Annotated in this window: 27 protein-coding genes and 1 tRNA gene; 13 read left to right on the forward strand and 15 right to left on the reverse strand. The window is 66.2% G+C overall.

From position 1 onward, the window contains the following. The first annotated feature begins 40 nt into the window (after positions 1–40). Entirely contained in the window at positions 41–493 is a 453-nt protein-coding gene (locus G6N57_RS15260; protein WP_234815853.1) for a MarR family winged helix-turn-helix transcriptional regulator, read from the forward strand. A gap of 10 nt (positions 494–503) precedes the next feature. Here G6N57_RS15260 and G6N57_RS15265 read toward each other — a convergent pair whose 3' ends face one another. Continuing rightward, a complete protein-coding gene (locus G6N57_RS15265; RefSeq protein ID WP_077741602.1) occupies positions 504–845 on the reverse strand; it encodes a DUF3817 domain-containing protein in 342 nt (113 codons plus the stop codon). Beyond that, positions 842–1,222 carry a hypothetical protein gene (locus G6N57_RS15270; RefSeq protein WP_077741601.1) on the reverse strand — a complete coding sequence of 127 codons (381 nt, stop codon included), beginning with the start codon at positions 1,220–1,222 and terminating at the stop codon, positions 842–844. The genes G6N57_RS15265 and G6N57_RS15270 overlap by 4 nt, the downstream gene beginning before the upstream one ends. A 79-nt stretch (positions 1,223–1,301) precedes the next feature. Here G6N57_RS15270 and G6N57_RS15275 point away from each other — a divergent pair, with 79 nt between their 5' ends. Then, positions 1,302–1,997 carry a DUF6882 domain-containing protein gene (locus G6N57_RS15275; protein ID WP_077741600.1) on the forward strand — a complete coding sequence of 232 codons (696 nt, stop codon included), beginning with the start codon at positions 1,302–1,304 and terminating at the stop codon, positions 1,995–1,997. 15 nt (positions 1,998–2,012) lie between these two features. On the opposite strand, the gene G6N57_RS15280 is transcribed toward G6N57_RS15275, so the two are convergent. Beyond that, positions 2,013–2,780 (reverse strand): LAGLIDADG family homing endonuclease, encoded by a 768-nt coding sequence (locus G6N57_RS15280; protein ID WP_162563966.1) that lies wholly within the window; start codon positions 2,778–2,780, stop codon positions 2,013–2,015. 61 nt (positions 2,781–2,841) lie between these two features. Here G6N57_RS15280 and G6N57_RS15285 point away from each other — a divergent pair. Further along, positions 2,842–2,926, forward strand: a tRNA-Leu gene (locus tag G6N57_RS15285). Between the two features lie 15 nt (positions 2,927–2,941). On the opposite strand, the gene G6N57_RS15290 is transcribed toward G6N57_RS15285, so the two are convergent. From G6N57_RS15290 to G6N57_RS15315, 6 genes are read right to left on the reverse strand one after another with little or no spacing between them, the layout of a single operon-like run. Beyond that, a complete protein-coding gene (locus G6N57_RS15290; protein ID WP_077741599.1) occupies positions 2,942–3,688 on the reverse strand; it encodes a potassium channel family protein in 747 nt (248 codons plus the stop codon). Positions 3,689–3,745: 57 nt separating this feature from the next. Then, positions 3,746–4,687, reverse strand: a complete 942-nt coding sequence (locus tag G6N57_RS15295; protein ID WP_234815852.1) for a TAXI family TRAP transporter solute-binding subunit — start codon at positions 4,685–4,687, stop codon at positions 3,746–3,748. Further along, on the reverse strand, positions 4,684–6,069 hold the full coding sequence (locus G6N57_RS15300) for a sensor histidine kinase (protein WP_077741597.1): 1,386 nt from the start codon (positions 6,067–6,069) through the stop codon (positions 4,684–4,686). Before G6N57_RS15300 ends, G6N57_RS15295 begins: the two co-directional genes overlap by 4 nt. Position 6,070: 1 nt before the next feature. Further along, complete coding sequence (locus G6N57_RS15305) at positions 6,071–6,736, reverse strand: response regulator transcription factor (protein ID WP_077741596.1); 666 nt, start codon at positions 6,734–6,736, stop codon at positions 6,071–6,073. Between the two features lie 10 nt (positions 6,737–6,746). Then, positions 6,747–8,117 (reverse strand): MFS transporter, encoded by a 1,371-nt coding sequence (locus G6N57_RS15310; RefSeq protein WP_077741595.1) that lies wholly within the window; start codon positions 8,115–8,117, stop codon positions 6,747–6,749. 44 nt (positions 8,118–8,161) lie between these two features. Further along, positions 8,162–8,683 carry a UCP032817 domain-containing protein gene (locus tag G6N57_RS15315; protein WP_077742076.1) on the reverse strand — a complete coding sequence of 174 codons (522 nt, stop codon included), beginning with the start codon at positions 8,681–8,683 and terminating at the stop codon, positions 8,162–8,164. A gap of 519 nt (positions 8,684–9,202) precedes the next feature. On the opposite strand from G6N57_RS15315, the gene G6N57_RS15320 reads away from it, so the two are divergent. The 3 genes from G6N57_RS15320 to G6N57_RS15330 all read left to right on the forward strand — a co-directional run bounded on the left by G6N57_RS15320 (position 9,203) and on the right by G6N57_RS15330 (position 10,808). Then, on the forward strand, positions 9,203–9,895 hold the full coding sequence (locus G6N57_RS15320; RefSeq protein ID WP_077741594.1) for a TetR/AcrR family transcriptional regulator C-terminal domain-containing protein: 693 nt from the start codon (positions 9,203–9,205) through the stop codon (positions 9,893–9,895). A 73-nt stretch (positions 9,896–9,968) separates the two neighbouring features. Beyond that, positions 9,969–10,385, forward strand: coding sequence for a hypothetical protein (locus G6N57_RS15325; protein WP_174814486.1), 417 nt, complete (start codon positions 9,969–9,971; stop codon positions 10,383–10,385). A 54-nt stretch (positions 10,386–10,439) separates the two neighbouring features. Further along, positions 10,440–10,808, forward strand: a complete 369-nt coding sequence (locus G6N57_RS15330; protein WP_077741593.1) for a SpoIIAA family protein — start codon at positions 10,440–10,442, stop codon at positions 10,806–10,808. 101 nt (positions 10,809–10,909) lie between these two features. Here G6N57_RS15330 and G6N57_RS15335 read toward each other — a convergent pair whose 3' ends face one another. From G6N57_RS15335 to G6N57_RS15345, 3 genes are all read right to left on the reverse strand, one after another. Next, complete coding sequence (locus G6N57_RS15335) at positions 10,910–12,742, reverse strand: fatty acyl-AMP ligase (RefSeq protein ID WP_077741592.1); 1,833 nt, start codon at positions 12,740–12,742, stop codon at positions 10,910–10,912. Positions 12,743–12,834: 92 nt separating this feature from the next. Continuing rightward, positions 12,835–13,392 (reverse strand): DUF4333 domain-containing protein, encoded by a 558-nt coding sequence (locus G6N57_RS32055; RefSeq protein ID WP_234815851.1) that lies wholly within the window; start codon positions 13,390–13,392, stop codon positions 12,835–12,837. Between the two features lie 27 nt (positions 13,393–13,419). Next, positions 13,420–14,853, reverse strand: a complete 1,434-nt coding sequence (locus G6N57_RS15345; RefSeq protein ID WP_077741591.1) for a neutral zinc metallopeptidase — start codon at positions 14,851–14,853, stop codon at positions 13,420–13,422. 99 nt (positions 14,854–14,952) lie between these two features. Here G6N57_RS15345 and G6N57_RS15350 point away from each other — a divergent pair, with 99 nt between their 5' ends. The 7 genes from G6N57_RS15350 (at position 14,953) to G6N57_RS15380 (ending at position 21,505) form a co-directional block, all read left to right on the forward strand. Continuing rightward, complete coding sequence (locus G6N57_RS15350) at positions 14,953–15,603, forward strand: nucleoside/nucleotide kinase family protein (protein ID WP_077741590.1); 651 nt, start codon at positions 14,953–14,955, stop codon at positions 15,601–15,603. A 119-nt stretch (positions 15,604–15,722) separates the two neighbouring features. Beyond that, entirely contained in the window at positions 15,723–16,310 is a 588-nt protein-coding gene (locus G6N57_RS15355) for a peroxiredoxin (RefSeq protein ID WP_077741589.1), read from the forward strand. A 2-nt stretch (positions 16,311–16,312) separates the two neighbouring features. Beyond that, the gene (gene ahpD, locus G6N57_RS15360) at positions 16,313–16,846 is read left to right on the forward strand and encodes an alkyl hydroperoxide reductase AhpD (protein ID WP_077741588.1); all 534 of its coding nucleotides are present in this window, start codon (positions 16,313–16,315) and stop codon (positions 16,844–16,846) included. An 82-nt stretch (positions 16,847–16,928) separates the two neighbouring features. Then, complete coding sequence (locus tag G6N57_RS15365; protein WP_407665972.1) at positions 16,929–18,266, forward strand: MFS transporter; 1,338 nt, start codon at positions 16,929–16,931, stop codon at positions 18,264–18,266. Positions 18,267–18,406: 140 nt separating this feature from the next. Next, the gene (locus G6N57_RS15370) at positions 18,407–19,348 is read left to right on the forward strand and encodes a LacI family DNA-binding transcriptional regulator (RefSeq protein ID WP_272936941.1); all 942 of its coding nucleotides are present in this window, start codon (positions 18,407–18,409) and stop codon (positions 19,346–19,348) included. A 114-nt stretch (positions 19,349–19,462) separates the two neighbouring features. After that, positions 19,463–20,665 (forward strand): cytochrome P450, encoded by a 1,203-nt coding sequence (locus G6N57_RS15375; protein WP_077741586.1) that lies wholly within the window; start codon positions 19,463–19,465, stop codon positions 20,663–20,665. A 102-nt stretch (positions 20,666–20,767) separates the two neighbouring features. After that, positions 20,768–21,505 (forward strand): SDR family NAD(P)-dependent oxidoreductase, encoded by a 738-nt coding sequence (locus tag G6N57_RS15380; RefSeq protein ID WP_077741585.1) that lies wholly within the window; start codon positions 20,768–20,770, stop codon positions 21,503–21,505. Position 21,506: 1 nt separating this feature from the next. Here the strand turns inward: G6N57_RS15380 and G6N57_RS15385 are convergent, their stop codons facing one another. Genes G6N57_RS15385 through G6N57_RS15395 form a run of 3 tightly spaced genes read right to left on the reverse strand, consistent with a single transcriptional unit; the run spans position 21,507 to position 24,153 of the window. Continuing rightward, positions 21,507–21,809, reverse strand: a complete 303-nt coding sequence (locus tag G6N57_RS15385; RefSeq protein WP_077741584.1) for a hypothetical protein — start codon at positions 21,807–21,809, stop codon at positions 21,507–21,509. Next, positions 21,806–23,308: a class I adenylate-forming enzyme family protein gene (locus G6N57_RS15390; RefSeq protein ID WP_077741583.1), complete on the reverse strand. Its 1,503-nt coding sequence runs from the start codon at positions 23,306–23,308 to the stop codon at positions 21,806–21,808. The genes G6N57_RS15385 and G6N57_RS15390 overlap by 4 nt, the downstream gene beginning before the upstream one ends. Continuing rightward, the gene (locus tag G6N57_RS15395) at positions 23,305–24,153 is read right to left on the reverse strand and encodes an SDR family oxidoreductase (RefSeq protein ID WP_077741582.1); all 849 of its coding nucleotides are present in this window, start codon (positions 24,151–24,153) and stop codon (positions 23,305–23,307) included. Before G6N57_RS15395 ends, G6N57_RS15390 begins: the two co-directional genes overlap by 4 nt. Positions 24,154–24,294: the final 141 nt, after the last annotated feature.

Raw genomic sequence — 24,294 nt, forward strand, 5'->3', positions numbered from 1 at the left:
TTCAAGAATTATCTATAAATTTATAGGTAATATAGCCGACATGACGGCCGCACGAGTACCCACGGCGATGCGTGATGTGCGTGACACCGCGGCCGCCGTGCGGATGCTGGTCTGGTCGCTACGACGGTTCGGGGAGAAGCAGGTCGGCCTGGAGCCGTTGCCACACTCGGAGTTCGAGGTCATCCGCACGGTGGGCGACCACCCGGGGATCAGTGTGTCCGAGGCCGCCCATCTGCTGTCGCTGCAGCCCAGCAACGTCAGCACCACCGTGCGGAAACTGGTTGAGCGCGGTTTGATCGACCGCGCGCCCGACGAGCACGACCGCCGCTGCATCCGGCTGCACCTGACGGCCAGGGCCGCCGAGCACAAGAAGATGATCGACGCGGCCTGGACCGCGGGCGTCCGCGAGCAGTTCGCTCAGATGACCGACGAGGAGGTGGCGACCCTGGTCAAAGCCGGGCCGTTGCTCAAGCGGCTGGCTTCGATGGCATAGCCGCTGGAGTCTAGAGCTCGAAGCGCTTCTTGAGATCCAGAGTGTTGAAGTGCTCGACGATGATGCCCAGCAGTGGAATCGTGCCCGCGAGCAGAACCCCGATGGTCTTGCCGATGGGCCAGCGGACCTTGACCGCGAGGTTGGCCGTGAACAGCAGGTAGATGAAGTACACCCAGCCGTGCACGATGCCGATCCAGCTGGGCGGGTTGTCCACCTGAACGATGTACTTGAGCACCATCTCGTAGCACAGCGCGATGAGCCAGATGCCCGTCGTCCAAGCCAGCACGCGGTAGCCCAGCAACGCCTTGCGGAGGGTCTCCTTGGGGGTGACGACGGCCTGCGGTTCGGTCATCTATCGGTCCTGTCTTTGTTCTCGGGCTGGTCGGACTTGGCCAGCTCGGCGAGGTAGGCGTTGTATTCGGAAAGCTCTCGGTCGCCGGCATCTGCGGCTGCGGCCTTGGGGCGCTCCGGCAGCAAGCCTGCAGGGATCTCGGTGACATCGCCGCTCGGCCGCTCCGGTGGAGCATCCTCGTAGCGGACGAACTTGTAATAGGCGTAGAAGCAGAACCCGGCGAACATCGGCCACTGCAGGGCATAACCGAGATTCTGGAAGGTCCCCGATGCCGATTCGTAGCGGGTCCACTGCCACCACGCCAACGCCAGGCATCCGGCGGCGCCAAGACAGACCAGTGCGATGAGCGCTGGTCTCCTACGCCGTGTAGTGGACATTCGTCCATGGTACGGCGCGGGTCTCGGGCGTCGAAAATACGTGCCCGGGCGAGCCGCGATCGCCGCTTAGGCTTCTCGCGTGTTCGAAGACATGCTGCTCGACGCTGCGATCGTGCAAGCCGAGGTCCAGGCCTATCTCGTAGACCTCATCGGCGACGGCACGCCGTATGACGGTGCCTGGAACTTCGACAGCGATGCCGGCTTGTTCTCCCTTGCCTCGACGCATGGTGCGGAGCCGTTCGTGGCGCAGGCGCAACTGATCGGCGCCGCCGGCCCGGAAGCCGGTATATGGGAGTGGGCATGGGCGAACCCCGAACTTCCGCTCGCGACTGTCTACGGCGGCACGGTTCTCCGCGATTTCGGCGAGTTGAACGGTATCGCCGAACTGCGTGATGCCGAGGTGCCGCTCGGCGACATGGCGCCGCGGGAGTTCGCGTGGCAGATGGCCGCGATAGCCTCGCTGAATCTCGGATTGAAGCCTTGCTACACCTTTGAACTCGACGGTGGGACAGTGGGCGTGATCGTGCTGACCGACGAGCGGCTGAAGTTGCCCGCGCCGAGTGCACCGCGACTGCTGCGCTGTGTTGGTGAGGCACTGCAGGCGATGCCCGTCGCTTCCCGCAGCGTCTATCTGTGGGCGGCGATCCGACAAGTACCGATCGAGGAAATACCGGGCGGTCTACGGCTCGCGCTGTCGGACGGTCATGCCGAACTGCTTTTCGACGAACACGACCGCCTGATCAACATGTCGGGGCAGGTGCTTCCGTCCGTCTAGTGTCGCCCGCGCGGCTCAGACCTTGGGGCCGATGAATTCGTCGAGGCGAGCGGTGGCGGCTTTGCGGTAGATCGAGACGACGTATTTGGTGGAACGCGTCCACGGGATGCCGAGCCGGTCCAGTGCGCCGGTGAAGAGGCCGAGGATGTCCTCGGAGTGATTCGTGAAGTGGTAGCGGATGCTCTTGACACCGCGGTCATTCGCGACGACTCGGCAACCGTCACTGTGGATCAGACCGCGCACGAAGTCTTCAGGTGCTTTCTTGACGAGGACCTCTTGCCAAGGCTCGAGCGCGATGCGGCGATGGTGTTTTCGGCCGGGCCCGTGTTGGGGGAACAGGCACGGCCAGTGTTTGGAGTAGAGCGAAACCTGGACGCATGAAGTCGGCTGTCGCTCTACCGACGCATGCTGCCCGGGCATCAGGGTGTCGATGGCCGCGCGGCAGCAGTCAATAATTCCGGGGTACTTGCTATCGAGCGTGATCCGTAGGCGCCAAACACGTCGGTCACGTGAAATACAACCGTCGCCCAGGTACAGGCCGAGCAGGTAGGCATATGCGCGCGCAGGCAACGCACCGAAGTCATGGTCGACGCCGCATTGAGACGAAGCCTGCGGTTGCCTTAACTTCGATGGTGGTCGTACTCGCCAATCCCGTACTGTCGGACGCGGGATGCCGGTTTCCCGTGCAATGGCGCAGTCGTTCAGCCCCGCCGCAATCAAGGCGTGGACTCGATTGAACTCGTTCGTTGACCGCACATCGCCTCTCTCGACCGCCGGTGCCATCAAACGTATGACCGACCTCCGACAGATTTCGTCGGGATGCGAGCTGTACGATCGGTGCTCTGCGGGCGTGGCGAAATTGGGCATACGCGCGGGCTTTAGGTGCCCGTGTTCGAAAGAACGTGTGGGTTCGAGTCCCACCGCCCGCACTCAACTCACATGTTTCATGGTCGGTGGTCGGTCCCCGCGCCCTCGACGGCGGGCCCTCGTAACTCGTCGCGCAGCGATGCGATCTCGGCCCGCAATTCATTGATGTGTGCCGCCGTCGCAGCCGCGGTGGCGGCGTCGTCGTCAGCGACGCTCTGCACGATCCACGACGCGATCGTCGCAGTGATCGAACCGACCAGGCTGATCCCGCCGATCATCAACAGCGCGGCGATGACTCGGCCGGTCGTCGTCACCGGGTACATGTCGCCGTAGCCGACGGTGGTGATGGTGGTGATGGCCCACCAGATCGCCTGGCCGAAATCGGTGATGTGGGCATCGGGGTGGCCACGCTCGGTCTGCAGCACTGCCAGCGATGCGACGTAGACGAGCAGGACCGCGCCCGAGATCGTGTAGAGGATGACCTTGCCGCGGATCGCGTGGCCGACGGCTTTCTGGATCACCCCGATCAGAACGACCAGCCGCAACAAGCGCAGCGGCCGCAACAGGGGCAGAAGCACGATCGCCAGATCGACGAGGTGCGTGCGGAACCAGCGCATGCGATCGTCGGCGAGAAATAGCCGAGCCGCATAGTCCGCCGAGAACACCGCCCAGGTGAGCCAGGTCGCCAGCTCGACCGCACGGGCCGCCAGCCCGTGCGGCTGTACCAGCACCTCCACCGAATACGCGGCGAGAAACACTGCTGCCACCGAGGCCAGCGGCCACTCGGCGCGGGCCTCCCATCTGTCGAGGCGTTGCGTCGTCACCGCAAAAGTGTGCGGCACAAATCTGCCACGGGCGTGGGCAACCCCGAGGTTCGGGCCTCAGCCGTGCAGCGCGCGGTAGGCCTCGATGGCGCCGGTGTGCAGTGGGATGGCACCGGTCTGGATCATCGATGGAGCATCGAGGTACTGCAGTCCTCGGACGCCGGGAGGGATCAGTCGGGGCGCGTCGGTGGCCAGGACGTCCACAACCGCCGCCACCAACTCGGAGGCGATGTCGTTACGACACAGCAGCAGGTCGGGGACCCCGATGGTGCGTGTTCCGGGAGGTACGTATCCGCCGGACGGTGCGAAGCGGACGGTGTACGGGTATCCGGCAAGCTCACTCATCGGTGCTGCCAGTGCGCCGATGTCGAGCATGCGCATCGGCACCTGGTTGTGCAGGTCGGCGATCGCCGGCGTCGGGACCCCGCCTGACCACACCATCGCCTCCACGCGACCGTCGGCAAGATGGGCCAATCCGTCCCGCAGGCGGTAGTTCTCCATCGCTACCCGGCCGTGTAGCCCTGCCGCGTCGAACAGGACGGTGCCGGTCGCCGCTGCTCCCGAGCCGGTGGGTCCGATGGAGACGTGCTTGCCGGCAAGGTCTGAAACAGTCTGGGCGAGTGCCGATTTGCGGACGAGTACCTGAAGATAGTTCTCATACACTCGCGCCACGGCCTGTGGCGCGGAGGCGGTTGGACCGGTAGCCCGGTCGCGTTCGGCAACATCGGCCAGGGTCAGGCCCATATCGACCTCGCCAGCCCGCAGCTTGGCGAGGTTCTGCACACTGCCCTCGGTCGAGATGACGTCGACGACGAGGTTCGGGCAGCGGGCCTGGACCCGATCGGCAAGAATTTGCGCGAAGGCCAGATACAGCCCGCCGGGATCTCCGGCAGCCAGTCTCAGTCGTCCGGACGGTGAGCTGCGGACGCAGCCTGCGGCCAGTAGCGCCGTTGCGGCGATGAAGGTACGGCGATTCAACTGCACAGACTGCATGCTCATGAGGCCGGCACATCTGTTGCAGGCAGCCGGTAGCGGATCAAGAGGCCGCCTTCGGGGGCTCGGTGCACCTCGATCGCTCCGCCGTGTCCTTGGACGATCTCGGCGGCGATCGCCAGACCGAGGCCGGTGCCGGTGCCGTCGTCCCGTCCGCGCCAGAAACGTGACGCCGCCTGCGAGAGATCCTCCTCGGGTAGACCGGTGCCACTGTCGCTGATCGTCAGCTCCACCCACGTTTCGTCGGCGCGGGTCGCCGACACGGTGATGGTCGCGTCCGGCCCCGCATAGCGGACCGCGTTGTCTAACGCCACATCGAGCAGTTGTTCCACCTCATGACGGGGGACCTGTACGGGCGGGCCGATGCGGCCCGCATTGTTGCAGAGTCGCTGCTGATTTCCGGCTGCAAGTGGTTCCCAGAACGTCAGTCGCTCGGCGATGACATCACCGAGGTCGGTGTTCGCGGCATCGCCGTTGGACAATCCCACCTTGCGGCTGCCGCTGACCTGCTCGGCACGGGCCAGGCGGAGCAGTTGTTGCAGGAGGTTCTCGAAACGATCGAGCTCGGATGTCATCGAATCGTAGCTCGATCGTCCTTCCGGTATCACATAGCTCTCCAGAGAGTCGGCCCGAAGACGAACTGCGGCAAGCGGATTGCGCATCTGATGGGACGCGTCGGCCACCAGTCGACGCTGACGGTCCAGCGACGCACGCACCACCTGGGCCATGGTGTTGAAGGCGGAGGTGAAGTGGCGTAGTTCCGGTGGCCCGGCCACATCGGCCGGTGGCCCGGCTACGCCCTCGGTCATCTCGGCGACGGCGCGCTCCAGTCCGTCGAGCGGCCGCAGTACCCACCGCGTCAATGCGCGCGCGACCACCGCCGCCAACAGCAGGAAGGCCAGGCACCCGACGCCTATCCACAGCCAGCCCTTCGCGACATCTCTTGCAGCCGTGCTGGTATCGACCGCCAGTACCGCCGCGCCTGTCAGTTCGCCGTCGCGTCTGATTGCGGAGGTGGCCAGTGGCCGGTGGTCGTCCCACGGCAGGACCCGGCTCCAAGGCGAGACCGGCGCGGCGACCAGTGCGTGGGACAGGGCCGTCTGCGCCCCGGGCGCCGAAAGATCGAGTCCGCGGGAGGCCAGGGTGTGGCCATCGGCGTCGGCGATGAGCAGGCCTTCCGAATAAACCTCGTAGTACCGGTCGACGAGGGGCTGCAGAGGGACGCCGGGCATGGCGGCGGCGTCGGTGAGCGCGGCGAGGTGCCGGTCCCGTTCCGCGGCCAATGCTGCGGTGCGCCGATCGGACAAGGTGAGTGCCAGGGGCACCGCCAGCGCCATGACCGCGAGCAGAAGCAGGATGACCAGAACGATACGGACTCGCAGACCCATGTCAGCTGTCCAGACGAAAACCGAAGCCGCGCACCGTCTGCAGCGGCAGCCCGGACAGCTTGGCCCTGATCTGACCGATGAAGAAGTCCAACGATCTGGAGCGGCCGACGACCGCCGTGCCCCACACCTGCAGCATCAACTCCTCTCGGCTGACCGCCTCACCCTGCCGGGCTGCCAGCGTCGAGAGGATCTGGAATTCGGTTCGGGTCAGGGGTTGAGAGGCTCCCGCCAGGGTTACTTCCCGGCGTTCCCGGTCGATGGTGACCGGCCCGGCGACGACCGGGGCTGACGGGGCAGCGGTTTCGCCTGTGGCGCGACGTAGGCGACGCATGACGGCATCAATTCGGGCCAACAGCACGGCTTTCCGTACTGGCTTGACGAGATAGTCGTCAGCGCCTGCGCGCAGCCCCAGGACCACTGAGCCGTCGCTGTCCCGGGCAGTCATGATGATGACCGGTACCGACGATGCGCGCCGCAGGGTGCGCAGCACATCCAGGCCGTCCATGTCGGGAAGCCCGAGGTCCAGCAACACCAGGTCGGCGCCTTTGACCCGGTGCAGTGCATCGGTGCCGTGAGAGGCGCGCACAACGGAGGCGCCGGTCTGGCCGAGAAGATCGGCCAGCGCCGACGCCACTCCGTCGTCGTCCTCGACGAGCAGCACCTGCATGGCGCTGATGCTAGGAACCTTTTCCGCCGGACGCCGCGGAATCGACGAGCTCGGCGTCCGTGGTGGGGAGTTCCTCCGCCTCGCGCTCAAGGTGCGACGAACTCGAGGACTCACCCATGAACACGTAGACCAGCAAGGAGATCAAGGCGGCGCCGGCCACGTAGAAGAAGAACAGTTGCTCGTGGCCGATGTTCTTCAGCCCCAGCGCAATGTATTCGGTGGTACCGCCGAAGATCGCAACCGTAAGCGCGTAGGGCAGTCCGACACCGAGTGCGCGAATGCGGGCGGGGAACAGTTCCGCCTTCACTACCGCATTGATCGACGTGTACCCGGACACGATGATCAGCCCCAGCATCATCAGGCCGAACGCGGAGAGCGCCGAGCCGGCCCGAGACACCGCGAACAACAGTGGGACGCTGAAAAGTGTTGCGCCCACGCCGAAGGCAATCAGCAGCGGGCGACGTCCCACCCGATCCGACAGTGCGCCCATCGCGGGCTGCAGGCCGACGAAGAGGACCAACGCTACGAAGTTGATCAGCGTCACCTGTTCTTTGGGTAGTCCGGTCGTGTTGATCATGAACTTCTGCATGTAAGTGGTGAACGTGTAGAACGCGATGGTGCCGCCGAGGGTGAGGCCGACGACGGTCAGGCACTCCTTCGGGTAGGACAGCAGCACCCGCAAGCTCCCGCGCTCGGCATCCTCGGTGCTCTCGCTGACGGCGAGGTGATAGTTGGCCGACTCGTCCATGGTGCGTCGCAGCCACATCACCGTCACCGCCGCGGCGGCGCCGACCAGGAATGCGATGCGCCAGCCCCAGCTGTGCATCTGTTCGGGCGTCAGAACCTGTTGCAGGACGATCTGCACACCGAGCGCAAGGAGTTGTCCGCTGGTCAGCGTCACATACTGGAACGAGGAATAGAAGCCGCGCCGGTGCGGTGTGGCGACTTCGCTCAAATACGTTGCCGAGGTGCCATATTCGCCGCCGAGTGACAAACCCTGCAGTAGTCGCAGCACCACCAGCAGGACCGGTGCGAGCAAACCGATCTGGGCATAACCCGGCAGGATGGCGATGCCGAGGGAGCCGATACCCATCAACGTCACCGACAGGGTCAACGCCGCACGGCGCCCGAAGCGGTCCGCGTACCTGCCGAACAGCCAACCGCCGAGTGGCCGGACCAGGAAGCCCACCGCGAAGACGCCGGCGGTGTTCAGCAGTTGGGCGGTCTGATTTCCCGACGGGAAGAACACGCCGGCGAAATAGATGCTGAACGCGGCATATGCGTACCAGTCGTACCACTCGATCAGGTTCCCGAGAGAACCGCGGATCACGTTGCCGGCCACCGACCGCGGTCGAGTGGATGGTTCTTGGTTCGGTTGCATGATTGCCTTTCAGATGTGTTGAAGTGGGGTTGATTTCGTGTTCGTCACGACGGAAGCCGAGACGATTGGAGTCCCTCGAGCGACGTCTGGATCTGAGAGATCCGGTCCATGGGTAGGCCCCAGGGATGTTCCAGTCCGAGGCGTTCGTCGATATCCCACAGCACGCACTCCTCGCCGGGTTCGGCGACGAGTGACCACGCGATCACCGTCCGGCGCAGCCGCTCCGGCATGGGCTCGGCCAGAGCGGCGACGTCCGCGGGAGCACCGTCGACCGGGTGATGGTGAAGAAACTTGCCGTAGGCCTTCGTGCAGAACGCTGAATACCTCGCCGTGCAGAGGATCAGGCCGTGCCAGGCTTCGTCGACCGCGTGCGATGGCATGCCGATCGCCTTGCTGTCGCGCAATGCGGGCGCGCACAAGCGCAGCCATTGCCGCAGGCCGGTCTCGATCAGCGGCCGGGGTTCCCACGGGCACGTCTTGAAGACGGCGGGCGGGAGCTCGAGGGTGGCCACCACCTGCGACACATGGCTCAACCGATAGCGGCGGCGTGCCGTTGCGTTACCCACCGCAACCACCGCACCCACCGCAGCCGCCGCAGCCGCCGCCGCAACCGCCGCAACCACCGGAAGCGTCGCCTGCGGCACTGCAGTTTCCGCGGCCGTCGCCGTCCTCGTTTCCGCCGGCCTGCCAGACGGACTCTCGTCGGAGCGACTTGCTCCATGCCACCAGGCAGGCGACCGCCACGAACGTGATGAACAGGGAGAGGGAGAGGCCCATCATGACCGCCGCCTCGTGCCATCGGTGCGATGATCCCGGGCCGCAACCCGTTGCTGCTGTGACATTCTGGGCCCCCTTCCGGCGCTGGTGGGCACCATGATGTGAGGGAGGCCACAGCGTGGACAAGGGTGATGGCCGCCAGTGGATCGTTTCCTTGCACGATCCACAGATTGGGCAGGTGTGCCGTTCTACACGGCGGCGGTCGGGCGACGATCGTCGTCCGTCCCGGGGCGGGGGAAATTGTTTGACGGCAATCCTCGACAACCGGAGCCCGCGAATCGAAGCGCCAGTTATCTAGGCTGGGAGATGTGAGCAGTCACGATCTCGACAGCGGCGACGACGCCGCGTCACCGGTCCGGCGCGGCCGCCCGGCGCGGATCAATCGTGACCAGATTGTCTCTGCTGCGCTCGGCGTCGCGCCCGAGCCCTTGACCATGCAGGCGGTGGCTGACGCTCTCGGCGTGGACCGCAAGTCCGTCAAGTACCACATCGGTGATCGTGAAACGTTGTTGGCGCTCATGGCATCTGCAGTATTCGAGGCGGAGTTCGAGCGTGTCCCGCCGCCGGTCGGCGGCGACTGGCGCGATGTGCTGCGCTGGTATGCCCACCGGGCCCGCACCGCGATAGCCCAGCTCGGGGTGCACGACACGTTCCCGATGGAGGGCGCCGTCGGCCTCGCGGCATTGGAGCAGGCCGAGTTCGTTCTCCGAACTCTGGTGGACGCCGGTTTCACCGTCGCGCAGGCGGGCCGGGCGGCCAACACCATCGCCGAGTTGGCATTGTCGGCCGCACGCGATTCCCTGCTCCGCGCCGGGCGAGGGGTCCACCCTCAACACGAAGAGGCCTTGGCGGCCATAGGCATTGGGGATGGCAGCGACTACAAGGTGCTGCGGCAGGTGCTGCTGACGATGGCCTCGGAACCCGATGAGGACGCGCAGTTGGAGTTCAACCTCGATGTCGTCATCGCCGGGCTGACGTCGATGCTCGAGCCGGGTTCCTGACCGCTCCTTGCGGCCAGACCGTATCGTTCCATCTCGCCAAGGCGGCTCAGGGTGCGAAAGGGAATCCATACACGTGAGCAAGAGGATAGTCGCGGTAATTCTGGCAGTGGTGGCGCTCGCCGCGGGTTGCGGTAAAGAGGACGACGCGGCCGCGCAGACCGTCACGCCCGATCACTCTCAGACGTCTCCGTCGGGCACCTACACCGCGTCGGCCGAACCGGGGCAGGAAGAGAACGGGGAGAAGCCCTGGGTGGTGGTGGTTCGGGACAAGGCAGGCAAAGAGGTCTTCCACGACCATTCCTCGTACAGTCCCCACGACGCGATGATCACCTGGTTGCCGACCGAACCCGAACAACTCTGGGTCTATTCGGGTGATGCGGGCGTGTACCGGATCGCCCCCGGCAGCCACGGCGGGTGGACCAGGAGCGCCGTCAAACCGGACAAGGTGCCGTCGGAGATCACCGGTCTCTGGGAGTCTTCGCGTTCCTGAATCAGCCACCGTCGGCTGGGTGCAGACTCGAGGTGTGAGAGGGGAGCAGAACCGATGATCGACGTCCTTCCCGACATGCCTGAGGGCGTGTTCGGTATCCGGGTGTCGGGCCGAGTGCGTGGTGACGACCTGCGCGAGTTCCGCCCGACGATGGACGAATTGCTGCAGACCGGTGAGATTCGAATTGTCGAGGTGATTTCACCTGACTATGAGGGGTTCGGATCTGGCGGGTTGGTCGAGGATTTGAAGCTCGGCCTCGGTGCGCTGCTGCGCCATCACTCGGCGTTCAAACGGATCGCCGTCGTGTCCGACATGGAGTGGGTCGCTCACGCCATGCATGCGTTCGCCTGGATGATCCCGGGCGAGCTCAAGGTGTTCGGGCTCGGCGAGCTCGACGCGGCCAAGGAGTGGGCCGCCGGTTGAGATTCGCCGAGATCGACGCCACGGCTGTTAAACGTCGCTCAGCACGACCCTGGCGTCGATTTCGGTGGCAAAACGCTCGAATGCCAGCCCGATAACCGGCCCTACTTGTTGAACTTCCCGCTCAAATACTCAGCGCGGCAAGCACTCCGGGCCAGCTTCCCGCTCGTCGTGCGGGGGATCACGCCTGCGGCGACCATTCGTACGTCGGCCACCCGGATCTGGTGGTGACGTGCTACAGCCGCGCGAATCGCGTCGACGATCGGGCCGGGCTCGGCACGGCCTGCGCCGGCGGCGCGTTCGGCGACGACCACCAGTTCCTCGCCGCGGTCGCCGACCACGGAGAACGCCGCGACGTAGCCGGAGCGCACCGCGGGCGATGCCGCGCTGACCGTGGTCTCGATGTCGGTCGGGTAGTGGTTGCGTCCGTCGATCAGGATCATGTCCTTGATCCGGCCGGTGAGGTAGAGCTCGCCGTCGAGGTAGACCCCGAGGTCACCGGTGGCCAGCCAGTGGCCGTTGTCGGGCACTTCCTCGGCGTGGCTACCGACCGTCAGTCGGGTCTGCAGCTTGTTGGCGAACACCCGGTCGCTCTCGTCGGCGCGGCCGAAGTAGCCCTGGCCGACGTTGTTGCCGTGCAGCCAGATCTCGCCGACGGTGCCGTCGGCGACCTCGTCGCCGTCAGGGCTGGCGATCACCGCCCACTGGTTCGGAATCGGCTGGCCGCAGGAGACATGTGCCACGGCGCCCTCGGCGGACGGGTCGACGGTCACCGCGCGCCCGGCGCTGAGCTGGTCGCGGTCGAGGTACACCGCGCTGGCCGCGGCACTCGGGGCGATGCTGGCCACCGACAGTGTCGCCTCGGCCATGCCGTACGACGGCTTGACCGCGGTCGCGGGCAGCCCGTACGGGGCGAACGCCGAGGTGAACTTCTCGACAGCGGCCATGGTGACCGGTTCGGAGCCGTTGAGCAACGTCACCACGTTGGTGAGGTCCAGCGCTTCGCCTGCGGGCGGCAGGCCGCGCTCGGCCGCCAGCTCGAAGGCGAAGTTGGGTGCCGCGGCGAGGGTGCGGCCGTGGGCGGCCTCGACACCGAGCTGCTTGATCCAGCGGTAGGGCCGCCGGACGAAGGCCATGGGGTCCATCAGCGTGATGTGGCTACCGCACAACGCCGGGAACATGATCATGATCAGGCCCATGTCGTGGTAGAGCGGCAGCCAGCTGACGCTGCGGATGCCCATGCTGAGGTCACCGGCCAGGATCATCTGCAGCACGTTGGTACACACGTTGCGGTGGGTGATCTCCACACCGGCCGGGGTCCGGGTGGAGCCCGAGGTGTACTGCAGGTAGGCGATGTCGTCGGTTCCGATGGTGGGGGCCTGGAACATCTCGGCCAGCGAGTCCGGAACCGCGTCGACCGCGATCAGGCGCGGACGCTCGGCGGCGGGAAGGGTGCGCAGGAAGTTGCGCACCGACTCGGAGGCGGCGCTCGTCGTGAGGACCACGGTGGGTTTGGCGTCTGCCAGCACGGCGGCCAGACGTTCGGTGTGACCGGCCAAGCTGGGCGCGAACAGCGGCACCGCGATATTGCCGGCGTGGATCGCGGCGAAGAAGGCGGCGACGTACTCGACGCCCTGCGGAGCCAGGATAGCCACGCGGTCGCGGGGCTGGGTGACCTGCTGCAGTCGGGCGCCGACAGCGCATACCTGTGACCACAGGGCGTTCCAGCTGAGCTCTACGGCGCGGCCGTCCGAGTCGGTCGAGTAGTCGAGGAATCGGTACGACGGCTCGTCCCCAAACGTGAACCGGTTGCGATCCAGGAAAGACGTAAGGGTGACGCCGTCGGGTACGACGATCGTGCCGTCGTCGCGAACGTAGTTCTCGATGTTCGACGTCGACGCATCAACAGCACTGGTTGCGAAGGGATCCCGACCCATAACAGGTAAGACTAATAGCGCCTCTAATAAAGCCCCGCAGCGTGGTCCGGTGTGGGTTGTCACCCGGTGTGGAAAATGTGTCGTGGGTCTCTCTATCGGGGTCCGTCCACCGCATAAGTCCCGTTATCGTCCGTGAATTCCACGATCACCCGGCGCAGTGTGTCGTTGATCTCAACCGCGCAGGTGAACGTCTCCCCGGTGTGCACGACCGGATTCTTGCCGTCGTTGCATGCGACCGCGACGACACGGTTGGCCCCGTAGCCGTTGATCGGGTCGGACAAGATCTGCGCCACCCCGGCCTCGGCCTGTCGGACATCCAGCCGGGTGCCGGTGGCGTCCGAGCGGCTCCAGACCCACAACCCGACCCCGATGACCACGACGGCCGCGGCGGCGACGGCTGCAGAGATCTGCACCCGGCGCCCGGGGAGCTGGGACTTGGGCTTGGGGTGAGCCGGAGGTTGCGGCGCGCGTGGTGGCGCGGGCGCGGGCGCGGCCCGCGCGTGGTGGCGGGGCGGCTGTTGGGGCGGCGACGGCTGCCGCGGGGGAGGCGTCCATGCGGGCCGGGGTGGACGAGGTCCGGGTGGCGGCGTGCCGCCGGGCAAGGGCGCGCCGCCCGGCCGTGCCCACCACGGTTGCTCGGGACCGCTCATCGGCTCTCCTCGACTCGGCTCATCGGCTCACGCGAACCGTTGGTAGCACTGCGCGTCATCGCCTTGCAGACCGGACCGGTAGGCCAGGATGCGGGTGAACCCGGCCGGCAACACCCTGCCGTTGACGTCGCTGGCGGCCAGCCCGTTGGTGAGCAGGCTGCTGATCGCCTCGTCGGTGTCACCAGCCGACAGGGTGATCGGCAGACCCGGTTCGGCCATCCTCGCCTGCCCCACGCCGGTCAGGCAGCCGGTGCGCATGGCAGCCACCGGAGTGTCGAGCACCAGGCCCTTCTCGTGCTGCACGGCCAGCGCGTATCGCGACGTCAGCACGGAGATCGCCGAGTTGTCGCCTTGCAGGAGTTCTTGCTCGTCGTTCTCGTTCCTGGCTTCCCCCAACGCTTTCAGCCCGTCGAGATCCACCACGATGGTGTTTGTCGCCGGGCAGTACGACGCCGGAGGAGATGGGCCCGCGTCGGGACATGAGCTGGGCTCGGTGCTCAACGCCGGTGGGTTGGCAGGTGCGTACACGCGCCGCAGCGACTGCATGGTCTTGTCGATCAGATCGGCGGTGATCGTGCTGTTGCCGCCCTGCGCGCCGCTGAAGAAGTCGAGGAACTTGGGTAGATCGCCCCGCCGCTTCTTGATCTCGTCGGAATCCATGGCCGCGCATTGGTCGACGTTGCCGCTGAACCCGATCTGGAACGCGCTGACCCGGTCCAGCGCCGACCCGTGTTCGCCCCCGGTGAGGGTGGCGTCGACCCGCGTCATCAGGGGATCGCGGATGTAGATCAGGCCGCCGAGGACGTGGTTGAGGCCGTCGCCGGTGCTCAACTCGAAGCGCGGCGAGTTGCCTGCGGCCACCCAGCGCAGGTACACCCCGGCGAGGCAGTCGGCTTGCTGCTCCGCAACGAGCACGGGCGTGCTCTCGTTGATCAGCCGGGCTTGTTGCTGGACGGCATGGCCGTACTCGTGCGCCATCACCCCGACGACGCCCATCTGGCCGAAATACTGCGCCGCGACGGGAATCGCAACGCCACGGTCCCAGGCCATCACGTCGCTCTTGAGGCAGTAGAAGGCATTGGTCAGCCCGACGGTGTTCTGTCCGCAGATGTCGAGCCCGGGGGAGGCGTCGGAGTTGTAGGACACGAGGCGGGATACGGGGGTGAAGGTTCCCGGCAACGAGCCGCCGCGGTAGTTCTGCGACCAGAAGTCCTCGATGTCGTCGACGGCGAGCAGTGCCAGGTCGTCGATCTGGCCGCCATCGGTGTTCTCCGCCCGGCGGGTGGGCCCGGGTGCGCCGGGGCGGATACCGCTGTGGCCGTCGGTGACGGGCAGGCCGCCGACCCGGTCGGGTAGGAACAACATCGACGTCGCCCGCCCCTCGAGCACGGTGGCGTCGCCGCAGCCGGCGAGCAGTACGGCACAACAGGCCAGACCGAGCCACCAGCGAAGCCTCGCCACTTTGAGCCGCCTTTCGTGCGATTCACCCCAGCCAGTTCTACCTGCTCGCGCGGACGTTCGGGATTGCCCGCAGATGACCTGGGCGACAATGGCCCCGTTATGTGCACGTTCGACGACCTGCTGGCTCGGGTGCTGGCGCGCGCCGCGGAACCGGGTACCTCCGTCATCGGGATCACGGGTCCGCCGGGGGCGGGCAAGTCCACCCTGGCCGAGGCGCTCGTCGCAGCAGCCCGCGTCCGTCTCGGCACCGAGGCGGTGGCCCACGTGCCGATGGACGGATTTCACCTCGCCGATGTGGAACTGCGCCGGCTGGGCCGGCTGGATCGCAAGGGCGCACCTGACACTTTCGACGTTGCCGGCTACGCCGCGCTGCTGCGCCGGATCCGCATGCGCGCCGAGGTGGTCTACGCCCCGGGCTTCGAGCGCGACATCGAGCAGCCGGTCGCCGGCGCGATCCCGGTCTTCCCGGACACGGCCGTGTTGCTCACCGAGGGCAATTATCTTCTGCTCGACGTCTCCGCATGGCCGGCGGTGGCGGCCGCGATCGATGAAATCTGGTACTGCGCAATTCAAGACGATGTGCGCATCGCGCGGCTGGTGGCCCGCCACACCACTTTCGGCAAGTCGGCGACCGCGGCGCGGCGGTGGGTTGCCGAGGTCGACGAACCCAATGCGCGGCTGGTGGCCGGCACTGCGGTGCGAGCCGATCTGGTCGTCTCGGCAGACGTCGTGACGCCCAACTCACACTGATGTCGTCTGTGTGGATTCTCACGTCTGATCGAGTTGCTATAACTATCAGCCGGCGGCCAGAATCGATGTGTAAATCTGGAATCATTCCAGAAAAAACATGCGAGATTGGATAGGTTGCGATGGCACTTTTGACGATTGGTTCTCAGTTCCCGGAATACGACCTGACGGCCGTGGTCGGCGGAGATCTGTCGAAGGTCGATGCCAAGCAGCCCGATGACTATTTCACCCGCGTCACCAACAAGGACGACGAGGGCAAGTGGCGGATCATCTTCTTCTGGCCCAAGGACTTCACCTTTGTGTGCCCGACCGAGATCGCCGCGTTCGGCAAGCTCAACGAGGACTTCGAGGATCGCGACGCCAAGGTCATCGGTGTTTCGGTGGACAACGAGTTCGTGCACTTCCAGTGGCGTGCCCAGCACGAGGACCTGAAGAAGCTGCCGTTCCCCATGGCATCCGACCTCAAGCGTGAGCTCTCGCAGGCCGCGGGCGTGCTCAACGCCGACGGGGTCGCGGACCGCGCGACCTTCATCGTCGATCCCAACAACGAGATCCAGTTCGTCTCGGTGACCGCTGGCTCGGTTGGGCGCAATGTCGATGAGGTGCTGCGTGTGCTCGACGCACTGCAGTCCGATGAGCTGTGCGCCTGCAACTGGAAGAAGGGTGACCCGACGCTGGACGCCGGCGAGCTGTTGGCCGAGGCGGTCTGACCGTGAGCATCGACAACATCAAGGAAGCCCTGCCGGAGTACGCGAAGGACCTCAAGCTCAACTTCGGCAGCATCGTCAAGTCGACCGAGCTCAACGAGCAGCAGCTGTGGGGCGCCCTGGTGGCCACCGCTGCGGCGACCAAGTCGGAGCGCCTGCTGAAGGAGATCTCCGAGGACGCCCTCGACGTGCTGAGCGCGGAGGCCTACAACGGCGCCCTCGGCGCTGCGGCGATCATGGGGATGAACAACGTCTTCTACCGCACCAAGGGTCAGCTCGACGGACGCTACGACGACCTGCGCGCGGGCCTGCGGATGAACATCATCGCCAACCCCGGTGTGCCCAAGGAAGATTTCGAGCTGTGGTCGCTGGCGGTGTCGGCGATCAACGGCTGCTCGCACTGCCTGTCGGCGCACGAGACCGTGTTGCGCGACGCCGAGGTGTCCCGCACGACGATCTTCGAAGCCATCCGGTTGGCGTCGATCGTCTCCGGGGTGGCCCAGGCGCTGCTCACCGCCGACGCACTCGCCGCGGTCTGACGCACAAGCCTCCAAAAAGAGGCTTAAGCGCATAACCAAACAGATAAACTCGCCTCTCGCAATCCGAGAGGCGAGTTTTCTGTTGACGGCACCGAAGAGAAACACCCGCATCGACCCAACCGTGCGCAAGGCGATCACCGGCGCGTCCATCGGCAACGCGGTGGAATGGTTCGACTTCGCCATCTACGGGTTTCTGGCGACCTACATCGCCGCCAACTTCTTCCCGTCCGGCAACGAAACTGCCGCACTGCTCAACACTTTCGCCATCTTCGCGGCCGCGTTCTTCATGCGTCCGCTGGGCGGCTTTGTCTTCGGTCCGCTGGGGGACAGGCTGGGTCGCCAGCGCGTGCTCGCCGTGGTGATCCTGTTGATGTCGGCCGCCACTCTCGGCATCGGCCTGCTGCCCACCTACGCCACCATCGGCGTGGCCGCTCCGTTGCTGCTTCTCCTGCTGCGGTGCCTGCAGGGATTCTCCGCGGGTGGTGAATACGGTGGCGGCGCGGTCTATCTCGCGGAATACGCGAAGACCCGATGGCGCGGGTTCACGGTCACGTTCATCGCGTGGTCAGGGGTGCTGGGCTTCCTACTGGGCTCGATCACCGTCACGGTGTTGCAGGCCTACCTGCCGGCGGATGCGATGGAAAGCTACGGCTGGCGTATCCCGTTCCTGGTGGCCGCGCCGCTCGGCCTGGTCGGCCTCTACATCAGGCTGCGCCTCGACGACACACCGGAATTCGCCAAACTCGACGAGGCCGACCGGGTGGCCACCTCGCCGCTGCGCGAGGCCGTGGGCACGGCCCGGCGGGCGATCCTGCAGGTCATCGGGCTGTTCATCGTGTTCAACGTCGGCTACTACGTCGTCTTCACGTTCCTGCCGACGTACTTCATCAAGGCCCTGCATTTCACCAAGACCCAGGCCTTCATCTCGATCACCTTGGCCAGCCTGGTGGCGCTGATCCTGATCCTGCCGTTGGCGGCGCTTTCGGACCGGATCGGGCGCAGGCCCCTGTTGATCGCCGGCTCGGTGGGGTTCGCGGTATGCGCGTATCCGCTGTTCCTGCTGATGAATTCGGGATCGGTGGCGGCGGCGATCGCGGGACACTGCGTGCTGGCCGCCATCGAATCGGTGTATGTGGCGACGGCGGTGACCGCCGGCGTCGAACTGTTCGCCACCCGGGTGCGCTACAGCGGCTTCTCGATCGGCTACAACATCGCGGTGGCATTGTTCGGCGGGACCACCCCGTATGTGGTCACCTGGCTCACCGCGGCCACCGGCAACAACCTGGCGCCCGCGTTGTATCTCGCTGCCGCCGGCATAGTCTCGTTGCTCACTGTCCTGACCTTGCGCGAAACCGCGGGGCGGCAACTGTCGGGCATGGACGACCCAACCGGCGGGCAACGTGTCACGATGACACCGTGAGCGCTGCAAAGGGACGCCCTACAGGATCGGACGAAGGACGCCCGTCGAGGTCGAATGAAGGACGCCCGCTCAGGTCGAATGAAGGACGCCCGCTCAGGTCGAGTGTCGGGCTCCGCCCGACCAAAGCCGACGTTGCCAGGCTGGCCAACGTTTCCACGGCAACCGTCAGCTATGTGCTCAACAACGTTCAGGGTCAACGTATCTCCGAGCAGACCCAAGCCGCGGTGCGTAAGGCCGCGGCCGACCTCGGGTACCGGCCGAACCTGGCGGCCCGCAACCTCGCGGTCGGTGGCAGCGGCGTGGTGCTCTACATCGTGCCGCGGACCGATCTCGGTGAACTGCCTCTGGAGGTCGGCAGTCGCCTCACCACGGCGCTCGGCCGGCACGGCATCGTGCTGTCGATGCAGCTCGAGACCGACGACGGACAGAACATCGTCGACGCGGTGGCGAACCTCAACCCGGTGGCAGTCTCTGGCGTGTTCCCTCTCACGGGTGCGGCCGCCGCAGCTGTCGAGGCGGCCAAGATCCCGCAGATCTACCTGGGCAGCGAGAAACTGCGGGCGCTCGGGTCGCTGCATCTGACGGTCGGCGCGATGCGGGTGGAACATCTCATGTCGCGCGGCCACACCCGCCTGGCCTTCGCCTATTCCGGCACCGAGGTGCTGCGGCCTCTCGGTGACTACTGGTTGTCGGGCCTTCGGGTGGCCGCCGGTGAGCACGGCCTGCCCGAGATCGAGGTCGACAGTGTGGCCACCGACGGATCCGACGCGGCCGCCGTCGTGTCGAAATGGGTGTCGGCCGGGGTGACAGCCGTATGCGCGCAGAGCGACGAGACCGCGTTCGCGGTGTTGCACGGGATACGGCGGGCCGGATTGCGCTGCCCTGACGGTCTCGCGGTCATGGGGGTCGACGCGATACCGCTCGGGGCGGTGAGTTCCCCGCCCCTGACCTCCGTCGTATTCGACGCCAAGACCATCGTCGACGCGGCCGTGCCGGCCATGATGGCCGAACTGGGATATCCCACCGTCGGCGATGTCGACGGTGGGGACCCCGCCCGGCTCATCGTGCGTGACAGCACCTGAGCATTACGTGTGAACGGTAAGTCGTAACCCGCGATGGCCTTGTCCGGCCGCCTTCCCGGCGTGTAACTTACGCGTGTAAGTAACTCTCCGCAGCCCTCAGAGAGGCGGACCGCCGTGAGTGTGAGCACCACCAGTGACGTGTACTTCGACCCCTATGACGTCGAGATCAACGCCAACCCGTATCCGACGTTCGCTCGGCTCCGTGAGGAATCGCCGCTGTACTACAACGAGCAACACGACTTCTACGCGTTGAGCCGTTTCGCCGATGTCAACAAGGGCCTCGTCGACCACGAGACCTTCAGCTCGGCGCGCGGCGCGATCATCGAACTGATCAAGGCCAACATCGACATCCCCTCGGGCGCCCTGATTTTCGAGGATCCGCCGATCCACACCGTGCACCGCAAGCTGCTGGCCCGGATGTTCACCCCGCGCAAGATCAATGCACTGGAGCCCAAGATCCGGGAATTCTGTGCGCAGTCGCTGGATCCGCTCGTGGGTGCCGGAAAGCTCGACTTCATCAAGGATTTCGGCGCGATCATGCCGATGCGGGTGATCAGTGCGCTGCTGGGCATCCCCGAGGACGACCAGGAGATGATCCGCGACCACGGCAACGACCAGTTGCGCACCGAGGCAGGCAAGCCGATGAAGGCGGCCGAGCAGGGCCTGGTCGACGGCTCGATCTTCGAGACCTACATCGACTGGCGCAAGGACAACCCGTCCGACGACATCATGACCGACCTGCTCAACGTCGAGTTCACCGACGAGCACGGCGTCACCCGCAAGCTCACCCGCGAGGAACTCCTCATCTACATCAACGTGGTGGCAGGTGCGGGTAACGAAACCACCACGCGCCTGATCGGTTGGGCGGCAAAGGTGCTCGCCGAGCATCCCGATCAGCGGCGTCAGCTCGTCGAGAACCCCGCGCTCATCCCGCAGGCCATCGAGGAGTTGCTGCGGTTCGAGCCGCCGGCCCCGCACGTGGCCCGGTATGTCACGCGCGACGTCGAGTACTACGGCCAGACGGTCCCCGAGGGCAGTGTGATGATGATGCTGATCGGCGCGGCCGTCCGCGACAGCCGGCAGTTCCCGCCCGACGGTGGGGTTTTCGACATTCACCGGGAGCAGCGCCAGCATCTCGCATTCAGTGTCGGCACCCACTACTGCCTGGGTTCGGCGCTCGCGCGACTGGAGGGCCGGATCGCGCTGGAGGAGATGCTCAAGCGCTTCCCGGAGTGGGACGTCGACCTCGACAACGCCGTGCTGTCGCCGACTTCGACTGTCCGCGGCTGGGATTCGATGCCGGCCGTCGTTGGGTGACGGCTGCGCAGGCCGACTTCGTCGGTCGGTGAATTCCGTCAAACCGACCACCTGACGGGAATCTCCGATCCGGACACCCGCCGAGCCACTACGGTGTCCGGCATGACAGGTGTGGTGGTGACAGGTGCAGCGTCGGGGATCGGCCGGGCCAGCGCGGAGGCGCTGATCGCAGATGGTCGGCGGGTTGCGTTGTGGGACATGGCTCCCGAGGTTCGCGATGTGGCCGGTGCACTCGGTATGCCCGCAACGGTGATCGACGTGTGCGACACGGGCGCGCTGGCGACGGCGGTGGAGGAGGCAGCGCAGGCACTCGACGGCATCGACGGCTTGGTGCATGCCGCGGGCCGCGTGCTGCCCGAACCGGTGGGCGCCTACACCGAGGAGTCCTGGGACGCGGTCCTCGATGTGAACCTGCGGGCGCAGGCGCTGTTGATGCAGCTGCTGCTGCCGCACCTGGAGAAGGCCGCGGCCGATGGTGGATCGCCGGCGGTGGTCGGAATCTCGAGCATCGAGGGCCTGGCGGCCAACCCGTTCATTCCGGCCTACTGCGCGTCGAAGGCCGGCCTGCTCGGGATGACCCGGTCGATGGCTGCCCAACTGGGCCCGTTGGGAATTCGGGTCAACGCGGTGTGCCCGGGCTTCATCCACACCCCGATGCTGCAGATCGCGTTGGACGTCGAGGAGATCCGCGCGAGCTTCGAACAGGCCGCGCCGATGGGCCGGCTCGGTCAGCCCGGTGAGGTTGCGGCCGCCGTGGCGTTCCTGATGTCACCGAAGGCGTCGTTCATCACCGGTACGCAGCTCGTGGTGGACGGGGGAGTGACCAGCCGTCACCCGTGAGCTAGTCGCTGGCGGGAAGCGGCTTGGCTTCCTTGAGGCTGAGTGCGGTGGTCCCGACGGACAGTGTGCCCGCCCCGGCCTTGGTGACGAGCACTTCGGCGCCACCCTCGTCGACGTAGCGCTTGCCCATCAGGTTGCCGTCCGAGAACGCCGCGTCGATCGTTGCGGTCGAATCCTTCTCCTGGTCGAGCGGGACCATGGCCACACCACCGGCGCGGAGGTCGTCGAGGCTGTCGGCGCTGCGCACCACGATGACCTGGGTGTCGCACACCTGGCTCTGGAGGCGGGTGCCGTTCTTGATCATGCTGACTCCTTGCTGGCTGCTGCGAGTTCGTCGACGAGTTGGCGGCGCAGGACCTTGCCGGTCGGGTTGGTGGGCAGTTCATCGCGGAACACCACCCGGTCGGGAGTGCGGGATCCGCGCAGTTGCTTGCGCACATGATCGCGCAACGCGTCCGGGTCGGGGGAGGTGCCCTCGGCGGGCACCACGACGGCCACGATGATCTGTCCCCACTGCGGGTCCTCGGGGCCGACGACGGCGACGTCGCGGACCTCGGGATGTTCGACGAGCACGTCCTCGATCTCGGCCGGGGCGATGTTCTCCCCGCCGCGGATGATGGTGTCGTCGGAACGGCCGCCGATGAACAGGTAGCCGCCCTCGTCGAGCATCGCGACATCTTTGGTGGGGAACCAACCTTCGGCGTCGAGGACCGACCCGATGTCGGTGTAGCGGCCGGACACCTGCTCACCGCGGACGAACAGTTCACCGGTCTCACCGGGGCCCAGCACGGTGCCGTCCTCGGCCCGGATCTGGACCTCGATACCCGGCACCACCTGGCCCACCGAGCCGAGCCGGCGGGCCGCAGCGGCGTCCTGCGCGGCCAGCGCCTCGCGGTGGTCGTCGGGGCCAAGCACCGCGATGGTGGAACTGGTTTCGGTCAACCCGTAGGCGTTGACGAACCCGACGTTGGGCAGCAACTGAAGTGCCTTGCGAACCAGGGGCAGCGCCACCTTGGAGCCGCCGTAGGCGAGGTTGCGCAGGGTGGGCAGTTCGAGGCCGGCTGCCTCCAGGGCAGTGACGATACGGTCCAGCATGGTCGGCACGACGGTGGCCGACGTGACGCCTTCGGTGCGGACCAGCTCGACCCATTTGTCGGCGTCGAAGTGTCGCAGGTACACCATCTTCCGGCCGGCGTAGAGGTTCGACATGGCCGCGCTGACCCCGGCGATGTGATACGGCGGGACGCAGATCAGCGCTGCGTCTTCCTCTGCCGCCGAGCCGAATTCGACTGTTCCGGTGATGTAGCTGGTGAGGTTGTTGTGGGTGAGCTCCACGGCCTTGGGGCGCGAGGTGGTGCCCGAGGTGAACAGCACGACCGCGACCGCGTCCGGGTCGGCGAATTCGGCAGCGGGCTCGGCCACACGAGCCGCCGCCAAGAACTCTTCGGACGTGATGACCTGCTTGCCCGTTCCGGCGACCACGTCGGCGTACTCGGTGTCGGTGACCACCAGCGGCTCGGGCAGCCGCTCGATCAGTTCGTGCAGGCCGTCACGGCTCAGGCGGTAGTTCAGCGGGGTGAACGGCACAGCGGCGCGGGCCGAGGCGAACAGCAGCAGCGGCAGCAGTGCGCCGCCGGTGCCGACATAGGCCACATGGGACGCTCCGGAGGCCGCGATGACACCGGCGCCGCCGTCTGCCAGGGTGCTGAGTTCCTCGGTGGTCAGGCGCAGATCGTCGGACACCACCGCGGTACGGTCTGCTCCGCCCGAGACCGCCATCTCCAGCAGTAGCGAGATGCTCATAGGCCCTGTCCCGGTGCGTCGATGAAGATGTCGATGATCGGATTATCCCCACCGCCGTAGCGGGAGAGATCGGTGACACCCGAAGCGGTGAGCACTTCCGAGTCGATGAAGGTCTGACCGTTCACCTCGGCGGCCGGGCGCGACAGGATCTCCACGGCCGCGTCCGCCATAATCTCGGGGTTGCGGGACTGCGAGGCCATCTTGTCGCCGTCGGCGAGGTTGGTCACCGCCGCGGTGGCGATGTAGGTCTCGGGCCACAGGCAGCTGAATCCGATTCCGGCGTCGGCGTATTCGGCGGCCCAACCCAGCGACAGCAGCGTCATGCCGTATTTGGACAGCGTGTAGGACGGGTGTGTGCCCAGCCAGTAGGGGTTCATGTTCATCGGCGGGGCCAGCGTCAGCACCTGTGCGTTCGTCGATTTCCGCAGGTGCGGCAACGCGGCCTTGGTGAGCAGGAACGTGCCGCGGATGTTGATGTCCATCATCAGGTCGAACTTCTTGGCCGACAGCGCCTCGGTGGGGTCGGTGGAGATGGCGCTGGCGTTGTTGACCACGATGTCGACGCCGCCGAAGTGGTCTACCGCGGTCTCGACGGCGCGGGCCACGTCCTCTTCCTTGCGCACGTCGCCCACCACGGCGACGCCCTTGCCGCCGGCAGCCTCGACCTCGGCGACCGCGGTGTGCACGGTCCCGGGAAGCTTGGGGTGGGGTTCGGCGGTCTTGGCGAGCAGCACCACGTTCGCTCCGCGGCGAGCGGCACCGAGCGCAATCGCCAGTCCGATACCGCGGCTGCCGCCGGATACCACCAGCGTGCGATCGGTGAATGACTCCTGCTGGCTGGACATGGTCCTCCTCGTCGAGCGCAGCATCCGCTATGCGCCGTGTGTCAACCGTACCCAAATGGTATTGGCATTCTCATTTTTAGCAAGTGTCGTAATCGTCAGGGGCACCGCCCGTCGAACCGGCGTCGACCAGACCCGTTCGCC

Source organism: Mycolicibacterium boenickei, from assembly GCF_010731295.1.
GTDB classification, from domain to species: Bacteria; Actinomycetota; Actinomycetes; order Mycobacteriales; family Mycobacteriaceae; genus Mycobacterium; species Mycobacterium boenickei.